10 protein-coding genes are annotated in these 17612 nt (G+C 66.0%); 7 read left to right on the top strand and 3 right to left on the bottom strand.

Translation table 11 applies throughout. The annotated features are described in order from the left end of the window. Positions 1 to 140 precede the first annotated feature (140 nt). Positions 141 to 7313, top strand: a complete 7173-nt coding sequence (locus ACOOF5_RS09210) for a hypothetical protein (RefSeq protein WP_420438396.1) — start codon at positions 141 to 143, stop codon at positions 7311 to 7313. 214 nt (positions 7314 to 7527) lie between these two features. Here ACOOF5_RS09210 and ACOOF5_RS09215 read toward each other — a convergent pair whose 3' ends face one another. After that, complete coding sequence (locus tag ACOOF5_RS09215; protein ID WP_420438398.1) at positions 7528 to 9189, bottom strand: ATP-binding protein; 1662 nt, start codon at positions 9187 to 9189, stop codon at positions 7528 to 7530. Positions 9190 to 9303: 114 nt separating this feature from the next. Here ACOOF5_RS09215 and ACOOF5_RS09220 point away from each other — a divergent pair, with 114 nt between their 5' ends. The 3 genes from ACOOF5_RS09220 to ACOOF5_RS09230 are packed head-to-tail and all read left to right on the top strand — an operon-like array spanning position 9304 to position 12664. After that, positions 9304 to 10038: a lysophospholipid acyltransferase family protein gene (locus ACOOF5_RS09220; RefSeq protein WP_420440938.1), complete on the top strand. Its 735-nt coding sequence runs from the start codon at positions 9304 to 9306 to the stop codon at positions 10036 to 10038. Further along, entirely contained in the window at positions 10035 to 11312 is a 1278-nt protein-coding gene (locus ACOOF5_RS09225; protein ID WP_420438400.1) for a CaiB/BaiF CoA transferase family protein, read from the top strand. The genes ACOOF5_RS09220 and ACOOF5_RS09225 overlap by 4 nt, the downstream gene beginning before the upstream one ends. Next, complete coding sequence (locus tag ACOOF5_RS09230; protein ID WP_420438402.1) at positions 11312 to 12664, top strand: CoA transferase; 1353 nt, start codon at positions 11312 to 11314, stop codon at positions 12662 to 12664. The genes ACOOF5_RS09225 and ACOOF5_RS09230 overlap by 1 nt, the downstream gene beginning before the upstream one ends. A gap of 53 nt (positions 12665 to 12717) precedes the next feature. On the opposite strand, the gene ACOOF5_RS09235 is transcribed toward ACOOF5_RS09230, so the two are convergent. Continuing rightward, complete coding sequence (locus tag ACOOF5_RS09235) at positions 12718 to 13461, bottom strand: helix-turn-helix domain-containing protein (protein ID WP_420438404.1); 744 nt, start codon at positions 13459 to 13461, stop codon at positions 12718 to 12720. A gap of 192 nt (positions 13462 to 13653) precedes the next feature. Between ACOOF5_RS09235 and ACOOF5_RS09240 the strand changes: the two genes are divergently transcribed. Next, a complete protein-coding gene (locus tag ACOOF5_RS09240) occupies positions 13654 to 14766 on the top strand; it encodes an LLM class flavin-dependent oxidoreductase (RefSeq protein WP_420438406.1) in 1113 nt (370 codons plus the stop codon). Position 14767: 1 nt separating this feature from the next. Here ACOOF5_RS09240 and ACOOF5_RS09245 read toward each other — a convergent pair whose 3' ends face one another. Beyond that, positions 14768 to 14977, bottom strand: a complete 210-nt coding sequence (locus tag ACOOF5_RS09245) for a hypothetical protein (RefSeq protein ID WP_420438408.1) — start codon at positions 14975 to 14977, stop codon at positions 14768 to 14770. Between the two features lie 126 nt (positions 14978 to 15103). On the opposite strand from ACOOF5_RS09245, the gene ACOOF5_RS09250 reads away from it, so the two are divergent. Together ACOOF5_RS09250 and ACOOF5_RS09255 are read left to right on the top strand one after the other, a co-directional pair. Then, the gene (locus ACOOF5_RS09250) at positions 15104 to 15955 is read left to right on the top strand and encodes an LLM class F420-dependent oxidoreductase (protein WP_420438410.1); all 852 of its coding nucleotides are present in this window, start codon (positions 15104 to 15106) and stop codon (positions 15953 to 15955) included. A 53-nt stretch (positions 15956 to 16008) separates the two neighbouring features. Beyond that, complete coding sequence (locus ACOOF5_RS09255; RefSeq protein ID WP_420438412.1) at positions 16009 to 17589, top strand: acyl-CoA carboxylase subunit beta; 1581 nt, start codon at positions 16009 to 16011, stop codon at positions 17587 to 17589. Positions 17590 to 17612: the final 23 nt, after the last annotated feature.

Genomic DNA, 17612 nt, shown 5'->3' on the forward strand with positions numbered 1-17612 from the left:
ACGAGTGTCGCGGTCTTGGTCAAGGCGCACCTATCCGCGCATCTTCTAACATTGCGTCGTGATTTCGCCCCCCCCCCGCTGATTTGACTTCGGGCGCGCGGCGCCCGCTGCTTCGGTCGGCGCTGTCGGTCGTGCTTTCGGTGGCGTTGGTGACGGCTGCGGCGTCGCAGGTTGCCGCGCAGTCCCTTGACGGAGGGAATTCGCCGTCTGCGGATCAACCCGCTCAACAGGGGTCTGACGACACTGAAGACGTCACGGAGGGCTTGCTGCCCGATGCGCTCGGCCCGGACGGCTCAAACGGCCCAGGCTTGGGTGCGGTCTCGGAGTCGACGGAGGTGGCGTATCCCAATCTCGGTTCGCAGCTGAGTGCGCTGGCGGCGGCGAGCGACCCCGACGTCGGTTCCGACCGTGCGGCCGACAGCCCGACGCTGTCCGATGGCACGAATTCCACGTCCAGCGGTCAGCCGCTGTTGCTGACGTTGCAGCTCGACGGCAACCGAGACGGCGTGCTCGGCTTCCTCGACGACAACGGCGTGACGCCGGCGAACGTGGTGGGCGACTACGTAGAGGCGTATGTGCCGCCCGATTTGTTGGCGCCACTGGCCCAGCAGACCGGCGTGGCCCGCGTGCGTGAAACGCCGCAGGCGTTCAAGGACCTCGGCTCGGTTACCAGCGGGGGCGTTCGCGCCCATGGCGCCGACGTCTGGCACGACAACGGGCACACCGGTGACGGGGTGAAGGTGGGCGTCATCGACACCTCCACCACGACGACATCCAAGGACGGCTTTACCGGTCTGCGCGCTCTTCGGGGCACCGAGCTGCCAGCGACGGTGGTGGGCCGTTGTTACATCGATGCGGGCAAGCCCACCAGCGACTTGGCGAATTGCGACACGGCAGGAGGCGATCAGCATGGTACCGCCGTCGCGGAGTCGCTGATGGACGTCGCCCCCGACGCTGCGCTGTACATCTCCAACCCGCTCACGTGGGCCGACTTGCACAGCTCGGTGGTGTGGATGCACGGCCAGGGGGTGAAGATCATCAATTTCTCGGTGAGCTGGTCGTTCCACGGCGCGCCCGACGGCACCTCTCCGGTCAGCCCGAGTCCGCTGAACACGGCCAAATGGGCGGTCGACAACGGGATGACCTGGGTCAACTCCGCCGGGAACTATGGAAAGCGGGCATGGTTCGGCTCGTTCGCCGACTCCGACAACGACGGCTATCACGAGTGGGCCGGCAGCGGTGCCACCGCGGATGAAGCGCAAGTGCTTGAGCTCGACGCCTCCGATTCGGTGTTTGTGAACATGCGATGGGACGACACCTGGGGCGGTGCCACCAAAGATCTCGACTTGGAGGTGAGGTATTCGGCCACCCAGAGCGGGGCGCAGACCGTCGTCGGCACCAGCGCTGACGTTCAGAAGGGCGGTGCCGCCGATTACCCGTGGGAGGGCATAAGCCTGACAGCGGCCAACAGCGGCTTCTACTGGGTCTACGCAAAGAAGAAGACAGCCAGCGCGGCGCCGACGTGGGTGCAGTTCATGGTCTTCGGCCAAATCAGCGAGATCGAGCACTACACGCCCGAAGGCGGCAGCGTGACCAGCCCCGGCGACAGCTCGAGCCCGGGGGTGCTGGCCGTCGGCGCGGGCGGCGCCACGCATTATTGGGTTCCGCGGGCCTATAGCAGCCGAGGGCCTACCCCCGACGGGCGCGCGAAGCCCGACGTCGCCGGCCTCGACTGTGAGCCGACATCGTTGGGGAGGTTCTGCGGAACGAGTCAGGCGGCACCGCATGTCGCCGGCCTCGCCGCGCTGGTGGTCGAACGCAACCCTACGTTCACGCCCTCGCAGGTTGCCGATTATCTGAGAACCAACGCAGACGAACGCCATGGCCTGTACCCCAGCGGCTGGGGACACGGCTTCGCGTGGCTGAATTCGGGAGATTTCGCCAAGGAGGACGACGGCTGCTGGACTCCGCTGTCAGGCAGCGGGAACTTCACAGCGATCTGGTCCGGTCCTGGCCCCGATCAGCTGTCGCTGGGTGCCAGCGCAGCGGAAGCCTGCAAGTCCCAAGGCCGCGCCGGCTCCTACGCGCGCTACTTCGGTTTCACCTTGGATCAGCAGACCGCCGTGACGATTGACCTGAGTTCTTGGCAGGACGGCTACCTGCTCCTGCGAAGCGGTCGGAACTCGAGAACTGCGGAGACCGTCCTGTATCGGGACGACAGTGGTGGGCTAGGGGGGTCGGACGCGCGCATCGCCGCAACTCTGCCCGCGGGCGACTACACGATCGAGGCCACCACCGACACGGGTCCGCCAGCCACCGGTCTGTTCACCCTTGGTGTTCAAGGCGTGCCGTCGCAGGCGTGGGCCCAGACAACGACACAGATCAGCATCGAAGCCGATGGTGACGTGACCGAGGGCAGCGACGCGGTGTTCACGCTGTCGGCCTCGCCGCCGCCATCGAGTCCGCTGACGGTGGATGTCGCGGTGTCCTCAGACGGCGACTTCGGCATCACCGCAGACCAAGTGACGACGTCATTCACTGGCCACGAGTCGGCCACGTCGCAGGTGACGATTTCGACATCGGGCACCGGCACCTTGACCATGCCGACAACCGATGACAAGGCTGATGAAGCCGACGGCTCGGTGACGGCGACGGTGATGGCAGCGTTCGATCCCGCCCGTCGTTACGCGGTGTCGACCACGTCCGATTCTGCAACGGTGGCGATCGCCGACGACGAGCTGCCCGACTTGACGTGTGTGACGGCGCTGACGGGCGATGGAGACGTCTCAGGTGAATGGATCGCATCGTGTGCGTCCGTTGAGAACGAGGGGTTGGCGCAGTTCTATGCATTCACGCTGGGCCAGCAAAGCAAGGTGACCCTCGATCTGACCTCGCCGGCTCTGGGCTATATCGGAACTGGCAGCAATTACCCGGATCTGATGGTGCGAAACGGCAGGAACTCGAAGTTCGGATCTGTTGCGGCGTCGGGTTGGGGATCTAGGTCACCGCTCATCAAGACAACGCTGCCGCCAGGCGACTACATGATTGAGGCGACCTCCTGGCAGCCGGTGGCGCCGGGCACCCCGTTCGTCCTGACCGTCTCCGGGATCGACAGCGGCTCGTCCGATCCTTGCGTATCGGCGTTGCAAGGCAATGGCAGCGTCGATGGGGCGTGGACGGGTGAGTGCGATTCTGAGGGCCGGTCCGCCAGTCACGGCCGCTTCTATACCTTCTCTCTGGACAGCCAGGCCGAGGTGACGATCGATCTTGAGTCGTCCAAGGACACGTATCTCTTCCTGCGCAGCGGGTTGGGCAGAGACGGCCCGGAGTTGTATCGGAACGACGACGGCGGCGACGGGTACAACTCGCGGATCTCCGAGACGTTGGCTGCGGGTGATTACACGATCGAAGCAACCACGTTCAACCCCGGGTTGTCCGGCACGTTCGTATTGACGGTGGCCGGCCTGCCCACGAAGACATCTCCCCAGTCCGAACCCGAGATCAGCATCGCCGCGGGCACCGCCGTAGCCGAGGGCGGTGATGCGAGCTTCACGGTCACCGCGACGCCGAAGCCCGCGGCTGATCTGGACGTGACGGTCAGTGTGTCGCAGAGCGGTGATTTCGGCGCGACGACGGGTTCGAGGACGGTGACGATTCCGGCGTCTGGTTCGGAGACGTTTACTGTCGCGACGGCGGACGATTCGGTTGACGAGGCGGACGGTTCGGTGACCGCGACGGTGGGCAGCGGCACGGGCTACACGGTGTCGTCCACGCAGGGCGCGGCGTCTGTGGCTGTGTCCGATGATGATGTGCCTGAGATCAGCATTGCTGCGGGCAGCGGCGTCGCTGAGGGGACGGCTGCGAGTTTCACACTGACTGCGTCGCCGAAGCCTGCGGCTGGTTTGGATGTGACGGTCGCTGTGTCGCAGAGCGGTGATTTCGATGCGGCGACGGGTTCGCGGACGGTGACGATTCCGACGTCGGGCAGTTTCGCTTTGACTGTCACCACCAGCGATGACAGCGTCGACGAGGCTGACGGGTCGGTCACCGCCACGATCAGCACGGGCACGGGTTACACGGTGTCGTTCACGCAGGGCGCGGCGTCTGTGGCGGTGTCTGATGATGATGTGCCTGAGATCAGCATTGCTGGGGGTAGTGGCGTGTTTGAGGGGACGGCTGCGAGTTTCACGCTGACTGCGTCGCCGAAGCCTGCGGCTGGTCTGGATGTGACGGTCGCTGTGTCGCAGAGCGGTGATTTCGGTGTGTCGGCGGGGTCGCGGACGGTGACGGTCCCGGCGAGTGGCGTCAAGGTGTTCTCGGTCGCGACCAGTGGCGACAGCGACGACGAGGCGGACGGCTCGGTGACTGCGACCGTCAAGGCCGGGTCGGGATATTCGGTGTCGTCGGGCAGCGCTGCGGCCACGGTCGTTGTCGCGGATGATGACGACGGCGGGTGCAGTGTGGTGTTGCCTGACGACGCTGTCACCGTTGATGAGATCACCGCTTGGCGGGATGGGTTGTCTGGTGCTGCGGCTGCGGGGGTGAAGCGGTTCAATCGTGTGCTGGCTGCTTTGGGCACTGACACGGGCCATACGCCGATGACGGCTGAGCAGGCTGCGGGTGTGGCTGGTTGGCTGGGGAACTCGCGTTGGGATCGTATTGCGCGCACTTTGGCGGCGTTGGAGCAGGCGCAGTGCGAGGACTCCGAGGACGACGAGGATGAGCCGCAGATCAGCATCGTCGGTGGTGCTGGTGTGGTTGAGGGGTCGGCTGCGAGCTTCACGGTGACGGCGTCGCCGGCGCCTGCGGTTGGTCTGGATGTGACGGTTGCGGTGTCGCAGTCAGGCGATTTCGGTGCGGCGACCGGAACGCGGACTGTCACGATCCCCACCAGCGGCAGTTACACACTGACTGTCGCCACCACCGGTGACGGCATCGACGAGGCCGACGGGTCGGTGACAGTGACGGTCGACACCGGCACCGGCTACACAGTGTCGTCGAGCGACAGCAGCGCCACGGTCGCGGTGGCCGATAATGATGTGCCCGAGGTCGGTGTCGCGGCCGGTTCGGGGATCACTGAGGGCGGCGACGCGACGTTCACGGTGACCGCGGCCCCGACGCCGTATGCGGCTTTGTCGGTCGAATTGACTGTGTCGGCGAGCGGCGATTTCGGTGCGACGACCGGAACACGGACGGTGACGATCCCCACCAGCGGCAGCTACACCCTGGCTGTCACCACGACTGGTGACAGCACCGACGAGCCCGACGGGTCGGTGTCGGTGTCGGTGAGCGGCGGCACCGGTTACACAGTGTCGTCGTCGGCTGGTTCGGCGACTGTCGCTGTGTCCGACGATGACGACCCGCCTGCGACTGTGCCGGAGATCAGCATCGCTGCGGGCAGTGCCGTGACTGAGGGGACTGCGGCGTCGTTCACGCTCACAGCCAACCCCGCACCGGTGTCAGCCCTGTCGGTCAGCGTGACAGTCGCCCAAAGCGGCGACTTCGCTGCCACCGGCGAGCGGACGTTCACGGTCCCGACGACCGGCACCGCGACGTTCACCGTCGCCACCACCGACGACACAACCGACGAGGCCGACGGATCGGTCACCGCGACAGTGGGCAGCGGCACCGGCTACACCGTGTCGTCCACGCAGAGCGCGGCGACGGTGGCGGTGTCTGATGACGACGACCCGCCGCCTCCACCACCACCTGTGCCTGCGGATTGTGTGTCTGATGAGACGCTGGAATCGGCGCGGGACTACTACGACCTGAACCGTGACCGGGCGCCCGGTTTTGGCCACAACTGGCGTCGGGTGCTGATCGCTTTCGGCGACGTGACCGACGATCAGTTGACGGCGATGACCGCGGCTGAGGCGCTCGAGCGCGAGCAGCTGTGGTTCGGATGGCGGCCGTTCCGTGAGGCGTTGGAATGCATCGAGGCAGCCCGCCAGACCCCGCCCCCGCCTGCCGAACTCGAGATCAGCATTGCTGCGGGCGGCGGTGTGACTGAGGGCTCTTCGGCGTCGTTCACGCTCACCGCGTCACCCGCGCCGACGACTGCTTTGGCCGTCGATGTGACAGTGTCGCAGTCAGGCGATTTCGGTGTCACGACCGGGGCGCGGACGGTGACGATCCCCACCGCGGGCACGTTCACGCTGACGGTGGACACCACCGGTGACAGCACCGACGAGGCGGACGGGTCGGTGACCGTCGCGATCGACACCGGCACCGGCTACACGGTGTCATCATCAGCCGGCTCCGCGACCGTGGCTGTGTCCGACGACGACGACCCGGCCCCTCCGCCGACGGACCCCGAGATCAGCGTCGCGGCCGGCAGCGGCGTCACAGAAGGCGGCGACGCAATCTTCACCGTCATGGCCAGCCCTGCGCCGGCGTCGGCTCTGTCGGTCAGCGTCACTGTCGCCCAGAGCGGCGATTACGGGGTGTCCGCAGGGGCGCGGACGGTCACGATTCCGATTGGCGGGAGCTACACGCTGACCGTCGCCACCGCCGATGACAGCATCGACGAGGCCGACGGTTCGGTGACGGTCACGGTCGACACCGGCACCGGCTACACGGTGTCATTATCAGCCGGCTCCGCGACCGTGGCTGTGTCCGACGACGACGACCCGGCCCCTCCGCCGACGGACCCCGAGATCAGCATCACGGCGGGCAGCGATGTCACTGAGGGGACCGCGGCAACGTTCACGCTCACAGCCAGCCCCGCGCCGACGACGAGTGTCGATGTCAGCGTAACCGTGTCCCAAAGCGGCAGCTTCGCCACCACCGGAGAGCGGACGGTCACGATCCCCAGGACCGGCACCGCGACGTTCACCGTCGCCACCACCGACGACACCACCGACGAGGCCGACGGGTCGGTCACCGCGACAGTGGGCAGCGGAACGGGCTACACGGTGTCGTCGTCAGCCAGCGCGGCAACGGTGGCGGTGTCCGACAACGATCCGGCCTCGGCTGGTCCGCCGACGGTGACCGTGAGCGACGCGACCGTCGTTGAGGGCGCGCAAAGCCTTGCCTTCGCGGTGACACTGTCGAAGCCCAATCCCGTCCCGATCACGTTCCGCTACGGCGGATACGGCCGCACCGCGACGCTGTGGCAGGACTGGAGCATCGAATTCAGAAGAACGTTCACACTCGCCGCAGGCGACACCGCCATCGACGTCACCGTGCCCGTCATCGATGACGACACCCCAGAGGACTCCGAAACGCTGCGCGTGTACGTCTACGCCACCAGCGGGATCGTCATCCGCGACGGGTTCCTCTACGCCACCGGCACCATTACCGACGACGACTGACCGAGTCCGCCGCAGATCCGCCCGTGAGCGGGGATGTCTAGTGGAACGAACGTCTGTTTGGTACTGCGATGTTGCATCCGCCTGACGGTCAGCGCTTCAGCAGGATGACCCCTCGGTCTACGGCGGGGCCGCCCACGGCGTTCAGCACGTCGAAGCGCACAGCTTCGGCGAACCGGTATGACATAAATCTCGCTGCCGATTGGGTTCGCAACATTTATGTCATAAAGCGCTGGGACATCGCACCGGGAAACGTGTAGTACGTACCTCGCTTCTGACCGTGCCGCTCAAGCTGATCCGACTCGGTGAGCCTGGTCAAGAGTCTGAGTGCGGCGAGCCGGTCGACGCGGAGCCGTTCACGGACCGTCGCATTTGAGATCGGTCCCTCTTGGGCGAGTTCGAGGACAATTGCCTCAAGCTGCGCGTCGGAGAGCCGCAGGCCAGCGGGCGCACCGAGTTCGACGCTCGCAACGTAGGTGGCGCCACCTCGCTCACCGCGCTGCGCGAGCAATCGCGCGTCCCGGAGGCGTTGCAGAGACTGGCGTGCTTGGACGCTGTCCACTCCGAGGATGTTGCGCACTGCCGAGTTGTTCAGCTCAGCGCCGCGGGCTGCATGCACCAGTACCAAGCGATCGGCGGCCGACAACGATCCGCTCAATTCCAATTCGTCGACCCATGCCCGCTCATGCGGAGTGACCGAGCCGGTTGTGCGAAGTGTGACCACCACCGACGTGCCTGTGTCGACGAACTCCGGAGGGTCGAGCAGCTCGTTGGCCATTTCATCCTGCATGACATCTACACCATGCCCGGCGTCTTCTGCGAGACCAAATCGTCGCAGGGTGTCGATGACTGCCAGATTCCGAGCGGCGTACTGCTCGCGGATGTTGGAGACGGTGACTGGCTCAGGCAGCCCGCCGGGTGAGTTCACGACAACTCGGTCATCGTGGAGATCGATGCGCACGGCCGTTCCGTTCGCCTCGTAGGAACGGTGGGCGACCGCGTTCGCTATGGCTTCTCGGAGCACGACTTCGGGCAGACGAGGCAGATCGTGACGGTGCGTGCCGATCACGACGAAGTCAGTGCCGATCTCGTCCATGACTGCCGACGTTGCTGCTTCGATCTGGTGCGCGAGCGGCCCGGCGATCTCGATGCGCCGGTCAGGCGCGGTCGCTCCGCCCCGATACCGGAAGACCTCCACGAAGGTCTTGCCCAGCACTGTGTGAGGCTCGTCGAGCAGATGAAGCGCACCAGCGACGGTCAAAAAGGCACCGGTGCTGTTGGGCGCGGCCAGCCCGTGCTCGATCATTCGCTCGTGTGCGCCATTCGGGTGCCAGCCCGACGCCGTGCCAAGTTTGTTTATGAGATCGGCCGATGCATGAGAGAGGGGGGTGCTTGTCGGAGTCGTCTCGAATCGGCCGAGCGATTGCCGGCTTACAAGCCGAACTAGCGACTCGCCGAACAGGCTTTGATTCGAGGCACCGAAGCGACCCAGGACACTGCCGTCTGGCAACTGCGAAAAGCCCTCCTCGCGATTGGCGATCGAGATGATCACGACTGACTCGTCGCTCACCGCGAGCTGATGCACCTGGTACCGACCTGGATTGACCACTACGCGAAGCACATCGTTGTTGAGCTGTGCGTTTGTGTTCGAAGAGAGCGAGAATCCCTTGACCGAGCCATCGTCCAGGACACCGAGCACGATGACGCCGCCGTCCGTATTGGAAAATGCCACGACTGCGCGACGCAGTTCCTTGGTCGACAGGCCTTGCTTGAACTCGACGTATTCGTTCTCGGCCGGGAACGCCGCCTGAAATTCTTGGGCACTCAGTGTCGTCGGGAGCGCAGCCGTGCTTCGAGGATGAAAGAGCGGATATGACATATTTGTTTCTCGGGCAGGAAACTAGAATAATTATATCATAAGTTCGATTTGGGCAGAGGCCCCGCGAACGGCTCACAGCGACGCCAGAATCTAGGCATGGCCGGAGTGAGCAGGATGCGACAAGTCAAGCTGCGCGGCTCAGGTGGGTTGCTGGCCGACGATGGCCTAGCCGCTTTGACGGCGTGGCGGGCGACCCGGGGTCTCATTCGCATGCTGCTGTTTCGTGTCTACCGACTGCGGACCGCCGGGCAGGAGCGCCTGCGAGCGAGCGGCCCGTTGATCTATGCGCCCGTTCACCGCAGCCACCTCGACGGCCCGCTCATCGGGGGCCTCACCCAGCGCCGGGTTCGCTACCTCGGCAAGGAGGAGCTCTTTCATCCCAAGCCGCTCGGATGGTTCATGCGGTCGATCGGCACATTTCCGGTGCGACGAGGCGAGGCTGACCTCGACGCGATGCGCGCGGCGCTGGGGTTGCTGCGAGGCGGCGCGGCGATGCTGGTCTTCCCGGAAGGCACACGCCAGCCGTCCGATGAGATCGGCACGGTCTTCGACGGCACGGCATGGTTGTCCGCGAAGTCGGGAGCACCGGTGCTGCCAGTGGGCATCGCCGGCACACGCGAGGCGATGCCCAGCGGCGCGAAGTTCCCGAAGCGGACCCAGGTAGCAATCGTGGTGGGCGAGCCTCTCGCTCCGCCGACCGGATCCGACGGCAGCCGTGCCAGGCGGCCAGACATGACGGCGTGGACGGCAACGCTGCGAGACGCTCTCGAGGATTGCCAGCGGCGCGCACGAGCGTTGGCAGAACAGCCGGGCCGTGCTCGCACGCCCATGCGCGACCTGGTGCCGTGATCGGGCCGGATCACTGTTCGCCGATTTGGCCGAAGCCCGAGCCCGGCGCACTCGCGGGCATCCGCATCTGCGACTTCACCGGCCAGCTCGCCGGCGCTGGCGCCACCAAGATATTGGCCGCTCTCGGCGCGGAGGTGATCCGTATCGAGGATCCGGTGCGTCAAGGAAAGTGGGACATCCTGCGGGGCACCCAGCCGTTCGTGGGCGAGCACCGCGGCATCGAAGCCGGTGGCTCGTTCAACAATCACAACGCGGGCAAGCTCGGGATCACGCTCAACTTGCGCGACGACCGGGCGAAGGATCTGCTCCGCGACCTGATCGCCGCCAGCGACGCAGTCACCGAGAACTTCGCAGCCGGTGTCATGGAACGTCTCGGTTTCGGCTACGAGGCGCTGCAGCAGATCAAGACCGACATCGTCTACGTGTCGAACTGCGGCTTCGGCGCCGATGGCCCCTATGCCAGCTTTCGGTCGTGGGGCCCGATCGCGCAGGCCGTGTCCGGTCTGACATTCCAGTCGGGACTGCCCGATCTGCCGCCGGCGGGGTGGGGCTACTCGTTCATGGACCACACCGGCGCGTACTACATGGCGATCGCCATCTTGATGGCGCTGTATCACCGCAAGCGGACCGGCGAAGGCCAGTGGGTGGACCTCGCCTGCATCGAGGCAGCCGGGACGCTGCACGGCGCCGCCTCGCTCGACTTCACCGTCAACGGTCGTCCAGCTCGTCGCAGCGGTATGCCCAACAGCAACCGGTCCCAATCGCCGGCGATGGCGCCGCACGGCATCTTCGCCTGCGATGGCGACGACGAATGGGTCGCGATCGCCGTTCGGCACGACGACGACTGGCAGCGCTTCGCGGACGAGATCGGCGAGCCGTGGGCCGCCGACGAGCGCTGGCACCGTCTCGCGGGCCGTTTGGCATACGAAGACGAGCTGGAGCAGCTGGTCGGCGGCTGGACCGCTCGGCACGACAAGCACGCTGTGGCCTGCCGGCTCGTCGAGGCGGGCGTGCCAGCTGCTCCCGTACAGCGCCCGAGCGAGCGCATCGACGGCGATCCTCGCACCACCGACTGGGGCATGTGGGTCACGGTGCCCCACAGCGCGGTGGGCGACACCCGGGTCGAGGGCCTGCCCGTCCGACTGTCGGAAACCGACTGGGCGATCGGCCGCGGAGCCGCGTGTCTGGGCGAGGACAACCAGTACGTGTTCGGCGACGTGCTCGGACGCAGCCACGACGAGATTGCCGAACTGGAAGCCGAAGGGGTCATCTGATGGCCGCATGTGACGCATCAGCCCCGACGAACCGCCGCCCGCTCGACGGGATTCGAGTCGTCGAGCTGACGTCGGAGCGATGCGCACTCGCCGGGAAGCTGCTCGCCGACATGGGTGCCGATGTGATCGTGGTCGAGCCGCCCGGCGGGTCGCCGATGCGTGCCTACGGGCCTTTTGCCAGCGATGAGCCAGACCCCGAACATGCACTGTGGTGGTGGCACTACAACACCTCGAAACGCTCAGTCGTGGCAGACCTCGACGACATCGAGGGTGCCGCCGATTTCCGTCGTCTCGTCAGCACGGCAGATGTCGTCATCGAAGCCGAGCCTCTGGGTCGGCTCGATGCCCTCGGACTCGACTGGGGCCAGCTCGGCGGCACCCAGTCGCGCGCCGCGCTTGCCGATACTGCGCCGCCGACAGCGGCCGATGCTGAGGCACCCCGCCGCGCCCGGCCAGCACCGTCGCCTTCGAGCCCGAGCGCGTCGGCGGCATCGGGGTCCAACGAACGCCTCATCTGGGTGTCGATCACGCACAACGGGCGCGAGCGCCCCGATCCGCCTGCGACCGATCTCACAGTCCTGGCCGAGGGTGGTCCCGTGTGGTCGTGCGGCTACGACGATCACACCGTCCCGCCGGTGCGGGGTGGAGGGAACCAGGGCCTGCAGATGGCCTGCCACTACGCCGTGGCCACACTGATGGCGGCGCTGATGTGGCGGCAAGACTCGGGCCGGGGGCAGCTCATCGATGTCTCGATGCTTGCCGCTGCGAACCTGACCTGTGAGTTCGCGACCTACTTCTGGCTGAACCAGCAAGTCGATGTGCAGCGCCAGACCGGCCGCCACGCTCTTCCGCAGATCTCCGACCCCACACAGGTGCGCTGCGCGGACGGCCGCTGGCTCAACACCGGGGTGCCACCCCGCCGAGGACCGGAGTTCGCGGCCCTGGCCGGCTGGGTGGCCGAGCTCGGCCTCACCGACGAGTGTCCGTACTCCGAACTGCTGAAGCTGGGCGAGGATTACGAGCAGATCGACATCTTGCACCTCGACGCCGACCCGCTCGGTGCCGAAGTGTTTGGCGCCGGGCGAGACACCGTCAACTTCCTGGCCGAACGACTCGGCGCACACGAGCTGTTCGTGGGACTGCAGTCGATCGGGCTCGCCTGCGGCATCGTGTATTCGCCCGAAGAGATGCTGGCCGACGAGCACTTCGTGGCCCGCGGCTTTCCCGTTGAGATCGACCACGATGGCACCCCGGTGACCTACCCGGGGGCGCCCTATAGGTTCTCGGCTACACCGTGGCACGCCACCAGGGCACCTCGGCTGGGCGAGCACCAAGACTTGCTCGCCGACTGAGTGCTGCGTCGCCGGATCCCGTCCGGCGGCGCCGCATTTGCAGCTCCGCTGAGTTATTCGTCGGGATTGTGGAAGCGACCCGCTTTGGCGAGCTCGCGGACCTCGGCGCGTTCGTCCGGTGTCAGACACTCGAAGTCGGGCGCATGCAGTTTGTCGGTGAGCGCTTCGATCTCCTCGCGAGCATCAGCGAGATGGCTGACGTCGGGGTAGGGCTTCTTCCAGCCGAAGAATTCGGCGTTCCACTCACCGGCGGGCCCCGACAGGATCGCCTCGAGCGGCCCCATGCCCAGTGCCTGCACGGCGACGGCATGTCGGCCGAAGCGCAGCTCTCGCATGATCTGAGCCATGAAGAAGGCGTGCGCCGGTCCGGGCTTGCTGGGCCGTGGCAGGTCTCGCCAGCCGACGAATGTCGGCGCACCCTGCGGGGCAGCGGAGTCCACGACGCGTTCCAGCAGTTCGCCCAGTCGCCCAGCACCTTCCATGCCAGCGAGTCGTTTTTCGCCGTACTCGGCGCAGATGTCAGCCCAGATCAGCGCCCCTTGCGACGGATTCATGACCGCACGGCCTTCTTCGACCATCGAGCGCATCTTGTCCGGCGCCCAGAAGAAGGCGGCACCGATGACGTTGTCGACCGGGCATTCACCCAGCACGCCCAACCGCCCGGTGGCGTATGCCCCGAAACCCTCTGCCATGCCGCGTTGGGCTGCCTTTTCCAGCGTGGACGGGTCCATCAGCCAGTCCATTGCCAGCATTCCCACTGAGCCGCGCATGCTGCGCGCAACTGCCGTTGTCTCCATGACCGAACTCTCCTGATTCGACTCGGCCTGACGCTAACCGCCTGCCCCGTCATCGTGCATTGGCCGCTGTTGCTCTGTGGCTGGGAGATGGCTCATGTCGTCTGCCGCGACCGCACGGCCACGGCCGGTCGAGAATCTGCCTAACATTAGATTTTGGCCGCACGAGGGGCGGTCAGACCCAGGGGGCACGTCATGCACGTCGGTTATTCGGCCGTTTTCCAGAACCCAGAGAATGCGCTCTCAGACCGAGAGGTCTGGGACCAGGAGATCCGCATGGTCGAGGAGGCCGAGGATCTCGGCTTCGACTCGATCTGGACGGTGGAGCACCACTTCACCGACTACACGATGTGTCCCGACCCGGTTCAGTTCCTGACGTGGGTCGCCGGCAAGACCAACCTGCAACTCGGCACCGCAGTCATCGTTCTGCCGTGGCACGACCCGATGCGTGTCGCCGAGCAGGTGACCATGCTCGACAACCTCTCCGACGGCCGGCTCATTCTGGGCATCGGCCGGGGTCTCGCCCGCATCGAGTATGAGGGCTTCCGGGTGGACATGAACTCCAGCCGGGAGCGTTTCCTGGAGTACGCCAAGATGCTCATCGATGGCCTCGAGCAGGGCTACGTGGAGCACGACGGCGAATTCGTGAGCCAGCCGCGCCGCGAGATCCGCCCACGGCCCGAGCATTCTTTCAAGGGCCGCACGTATGCCGCTGCCGTGTCGCCTGAGGGAATGCCGCTTATGGCACAACTCGGCATCGGCCTGCTGGTGATCCCCCAGAAGCCCTGGGAGATCGTGGAGTCCGACTTTGCCGCCTATCACGGCGAGTGGGTCAAGCACCACACTGCGCCTCCGCCCCCTCCGCTGTCGGGCGGCTTCTGCTGGGTCGACACCAACGCCGATCGTGCCGAAGAGAAGGCGATGGAGCACATCGGCAACTACTACGGCACGGTGATGAAGCACTACGAGTTCGGCGCCAAGCGGCCGCACGAAGGCGTCAAGGGCTACGAGTTCTACGAGGGCATCTCCAAGTACATCGACCGTCACGGCGCCCGCGGTGCCGCCGAGGATTTCACCCGGCTGATGCCCTATGGCACGCCTGATCAGGTGCTCGAGAAGCTGCAGGTCATCAGGGAGAAGATCGACATGGCGGCGTTCTTCCCGAACCTGTGCTTCGCCGGCATGAACTGGACCGAGGCCCGGCGCAACCGCGACCTGTTCGCCACTGAGGTGCTGCCCGTGCTCAAGGAATGGGACGCCCCACCGGTCGGCCTCGCCGCAACCGAACTCGCCAGCGCTGCCGCCTGATTCAAACAGCTGGGGCGGGGTCTGGGCTTGGTGCCCACTGCTCCAGCGGGGTGGCTTCGCTGACCGTTTGCAGGCCGAGGGCGGCGAGTGCTCGTTCAACCTCGTCGGGCTTGGCGCTCCGGTAGATGTCAGTGCGCCGTTTGGCGTGCGAAGGGCGCAGTCCGATGCGGCGCGCTAGTTCCGCAGCTTTTGCGCCTTCCTCGTCGGTCACTGGCTTCGATGCCAGCCCAGTCGCCTTCGTGCGGCAAGCGAATTTGGGTTCGCGGGAATCCGCGGCGCTGATCGGCCATGATGTTCGCCGCCGCGCCGTCCGAGCGCGGCGGACAGGGGTTCCCAGATGAGATTTGGTTTGATCTCCGCGAACTTGATGGGCAACGTCGACGGCGCTGCCGCACGCGAGACTGCCCAGACCGCCGAGGAAGTCGGCTTCGATTCGCTGTGGGCGATCGAGCACGTGGTGGTACCCAAGTCGTACCACTCGACCTATCCCTATGACGACGGCGGCCGCCTGTTCAAGGGCGCAAGCCAGCTCGACCACTCCGACCCGCTGATCTGGCTGGCGTACGCCGCAGCGGTGACGTCACGCATCCGCCTGGCAACGGGCATTCTCATCCTGCCCCAGCGCAATCCGCTGATTCTGGCGAAGGAGATCGCTTCGCTGGACCGCCTGTGCGGCGGCCGTTTCGATTTCGGCATCGGCGTGGGATGGCTGCGCGAGGAATTCGACGCGCTCGGCGTGCCATTCGACCGCCGGGGTGCCCGCACCGACGAGTACATCGCCGCGCTGCGAGTGCTGTGGACTGAGGAGGAGGCTGAATTTCACGGCGAGTTTGTGGACTTCGATCCGGTCTACTCGCAGCCCAAGCCGATCCAGCAGCCGGTGCCGATCCTGGTCGGCGGCCACAGCGACCGCGCAGCCCGGCGTGCCGGCGAACTCGGCGATGTGTTCTTCCCGGCCGAACGGCCGGCCGAAGTGCTGGCGGATCTGTTCGACTCGGCTCGCCGATACGCCGAGGCCGCGGGACGCGATCCGGCTGAGATCGAAATGTGGACGACCGGCGGAACCGACCGGGCACACCTCGACGAGCTGGTCGAACTCGGTGTCAGCCAGGTGATGGTGCCGGGACGGCGTCCGCCCCAGCTCGGAGAGACCTACGGGCAGATCCTCGCCGACTACGCAGATGCCTGAGGCTGATGAATAAGGCAGATGCCTGAGGCTGATGAATAAGAAGGAGACGAGCGATGGCTGAGTACGGCGACGGCGATGCGATCACGCACGAGCAGCGGGTTGCCGACATGGCGGCCCACGCCGAAGTGATCCGGCAAGACATGGGCGGTGCCTCGAAGGTCCAGGCGATGGCCGAAGCGGGCGACCGGACGATTCGAGAGCACATCGACGCATTCGTCGACGACGGCAGCTTTCGAGAGATCGGCACCTTCAGCCGCTCGATCCGACCCGAGATGCGCGACATCACACCAGGCGACGGCAAGGTCGGCGGGCACGGCAACGTCGACGGGCGCCCCGTGGCCGTCTTTGGCGACGACATCACCGTGCTGCGCGGCTCGAGTTCGATCGTCGGCACCCGCAAGGAGAGCCGCTTGTTCGATCGAGCGTTGGCGATGGGCATTCCCATCGTCCACTTCGGCGAGACCGGTGGTGGTCGGATTCCCGACCTGATGGGCTCGGAGGGCATCTCCGAGCCAGGCGCCATGTTCGAAATGGCGCGCCGGCGCCACAGGGTGCCGATGGCCACCATGATCTGCGGGCAGTCATTCGGCGGCTCGTCGTTCGTATCTGCCCTGAGCGACTACGTGGTGATGGTGCGCGGCTCGTGCCTCGCGGTGACCTCGCCGAAGGTCTTCGAGATCGCTACCGGCGAGGTCATCTCGTTCGAGGACGTGGGCGGAGTGGACGTGCACTCCCGCACCACGGGTCAGATCGACCTCGGCGTCGACACCGACGAAGAGGGCTACTTCGCCATCAAGCGGTGGCTGTCGTTCATGCCGTCGAACGCTTGGGAGCCAGCCCCCCGAGCGGAACCCCGCGGCGGCGACGGACCTGATCCCGAACTCGCCCGCATGGTGCCGGCCCGCCGCACCCGCGGCTACGACATGCGGCGCGTCGTGGCTCGCATCTGCGATCCCGAGTCAGTCCTCGAGATGCAGCCCAACTACGCCCGCAACGTCGTGTGCGCGATGGGGCGCCTCGACGGCTACGCGGTCGGCGTCATTGCCAACAACCCGATGTTCGGAGCCGGCACGCTCGACCCGCAGGCCTGCCACAAGATCATCCGGCTGGCCACCGTCTGCGATTCCTTCAACATTCCGATGATCTTCCTGGTCGATGTGCCGGGCTTCATGGTCGGTAAGCGGGTCGAGCACGACCTGATGCTGCACTGGGGCATGCGCATGATGCATGCGCTGCAGAATGCCTCCACGCCCACCCTCACCGTGTGCATCCGCAAGGCATTCGGCTTGGCGTGGCAGGCCATGAACGGCTCACGGATGCCAAGTCACGGCATCTACTGCTGGCCCGGTGCAGAGATCGGGTTCATGGACCCTGAAGTCGGCGTGAACGTGGCGTTCGGCTCGAAGCTGGGACGGATCGATGATCCCGACGAGCGCGAAGCCGAGCGGTTGAAGCTGGTGGCCGAGGTGGCCGAGGCCACCAATCCCTACGACGCCGCCGGCACCATGCGCATCGACGAAATGATCGACCCAGCCGATACGCGCCGCGTGCTCATCTCTGACCTGCGCATGCTGGCCAACAGGCCCGTGCCCCCGCCCGAGCAGCGACCCCTCAGCTACTGGCCGAGCTGCTGACGCAGATCCTCGCTTACATTCCT

This window comes from Candidatus Poriferisodalis sp., from assembly GCF_965214215.1.
Taxonomy (GTDB): domain Bacteria; phylum Actinomycetota; class Acidimicrobiia; order Acidimicrobiales; family Poriferisodalaceae; genus Poriferisodalis.

Excerpts from the sequence above, each read along its gene's own strand:
- ACOOF5_RS09230 (WP_420438402.1), top strand. The coding sequence starts at position 11,312 with ATGGCCGCATGTGACGCATCAGCCCCGACGAACCGCCGCCCGCTCGAC.
- ACOOF5_RS09240 (WP_420438406.1), top strand. The coding sequence starts at position 13,654 with ATGCACGTCGGTTATTCGGCCGTTTTCCAGAACCCAGAGAATGCGCTC.
- ACOOF5_RS09215 (WP_420438398.1), bottom strand. The coding sequence starts at position 9,189 with ATGTCATATCCGCTCTTTCATCCTCGAAGCACGGCTGCGCTCCCGACG.
- ACOOF5_RS09250 (WP_420438410.1), top strand. The coding sequence starts at position 15,104 with ATGAGATTTGGTTTGATCTCCGCGAACTTGATGGGCAACGTCGACGGC.
- ACOOF5_RS09255 (WP_420438412.1), top strand. The coding sequence starts at position 16,009 with ATGGCTGAGTACGGCGACGGCGATGCGATCACGCACGAGCAGCGGGTT.
- ACOOF5_RS09220 (WP_420440938.1), top strand. The coding sequence starts at position 9,304 with ATGCGACAAGTCAAGCTGCGCGGCTCAGGTGGGTTGCTGGCCGACGAT.
- ACOOF5_RS09235 (WP_420438404.1), bottom strand. The coding sequence starts at position 13,461 with ATGGAGACAACGGCAGTTGCGCGCAGCATGCGCGGCTCAGTGGGAATG.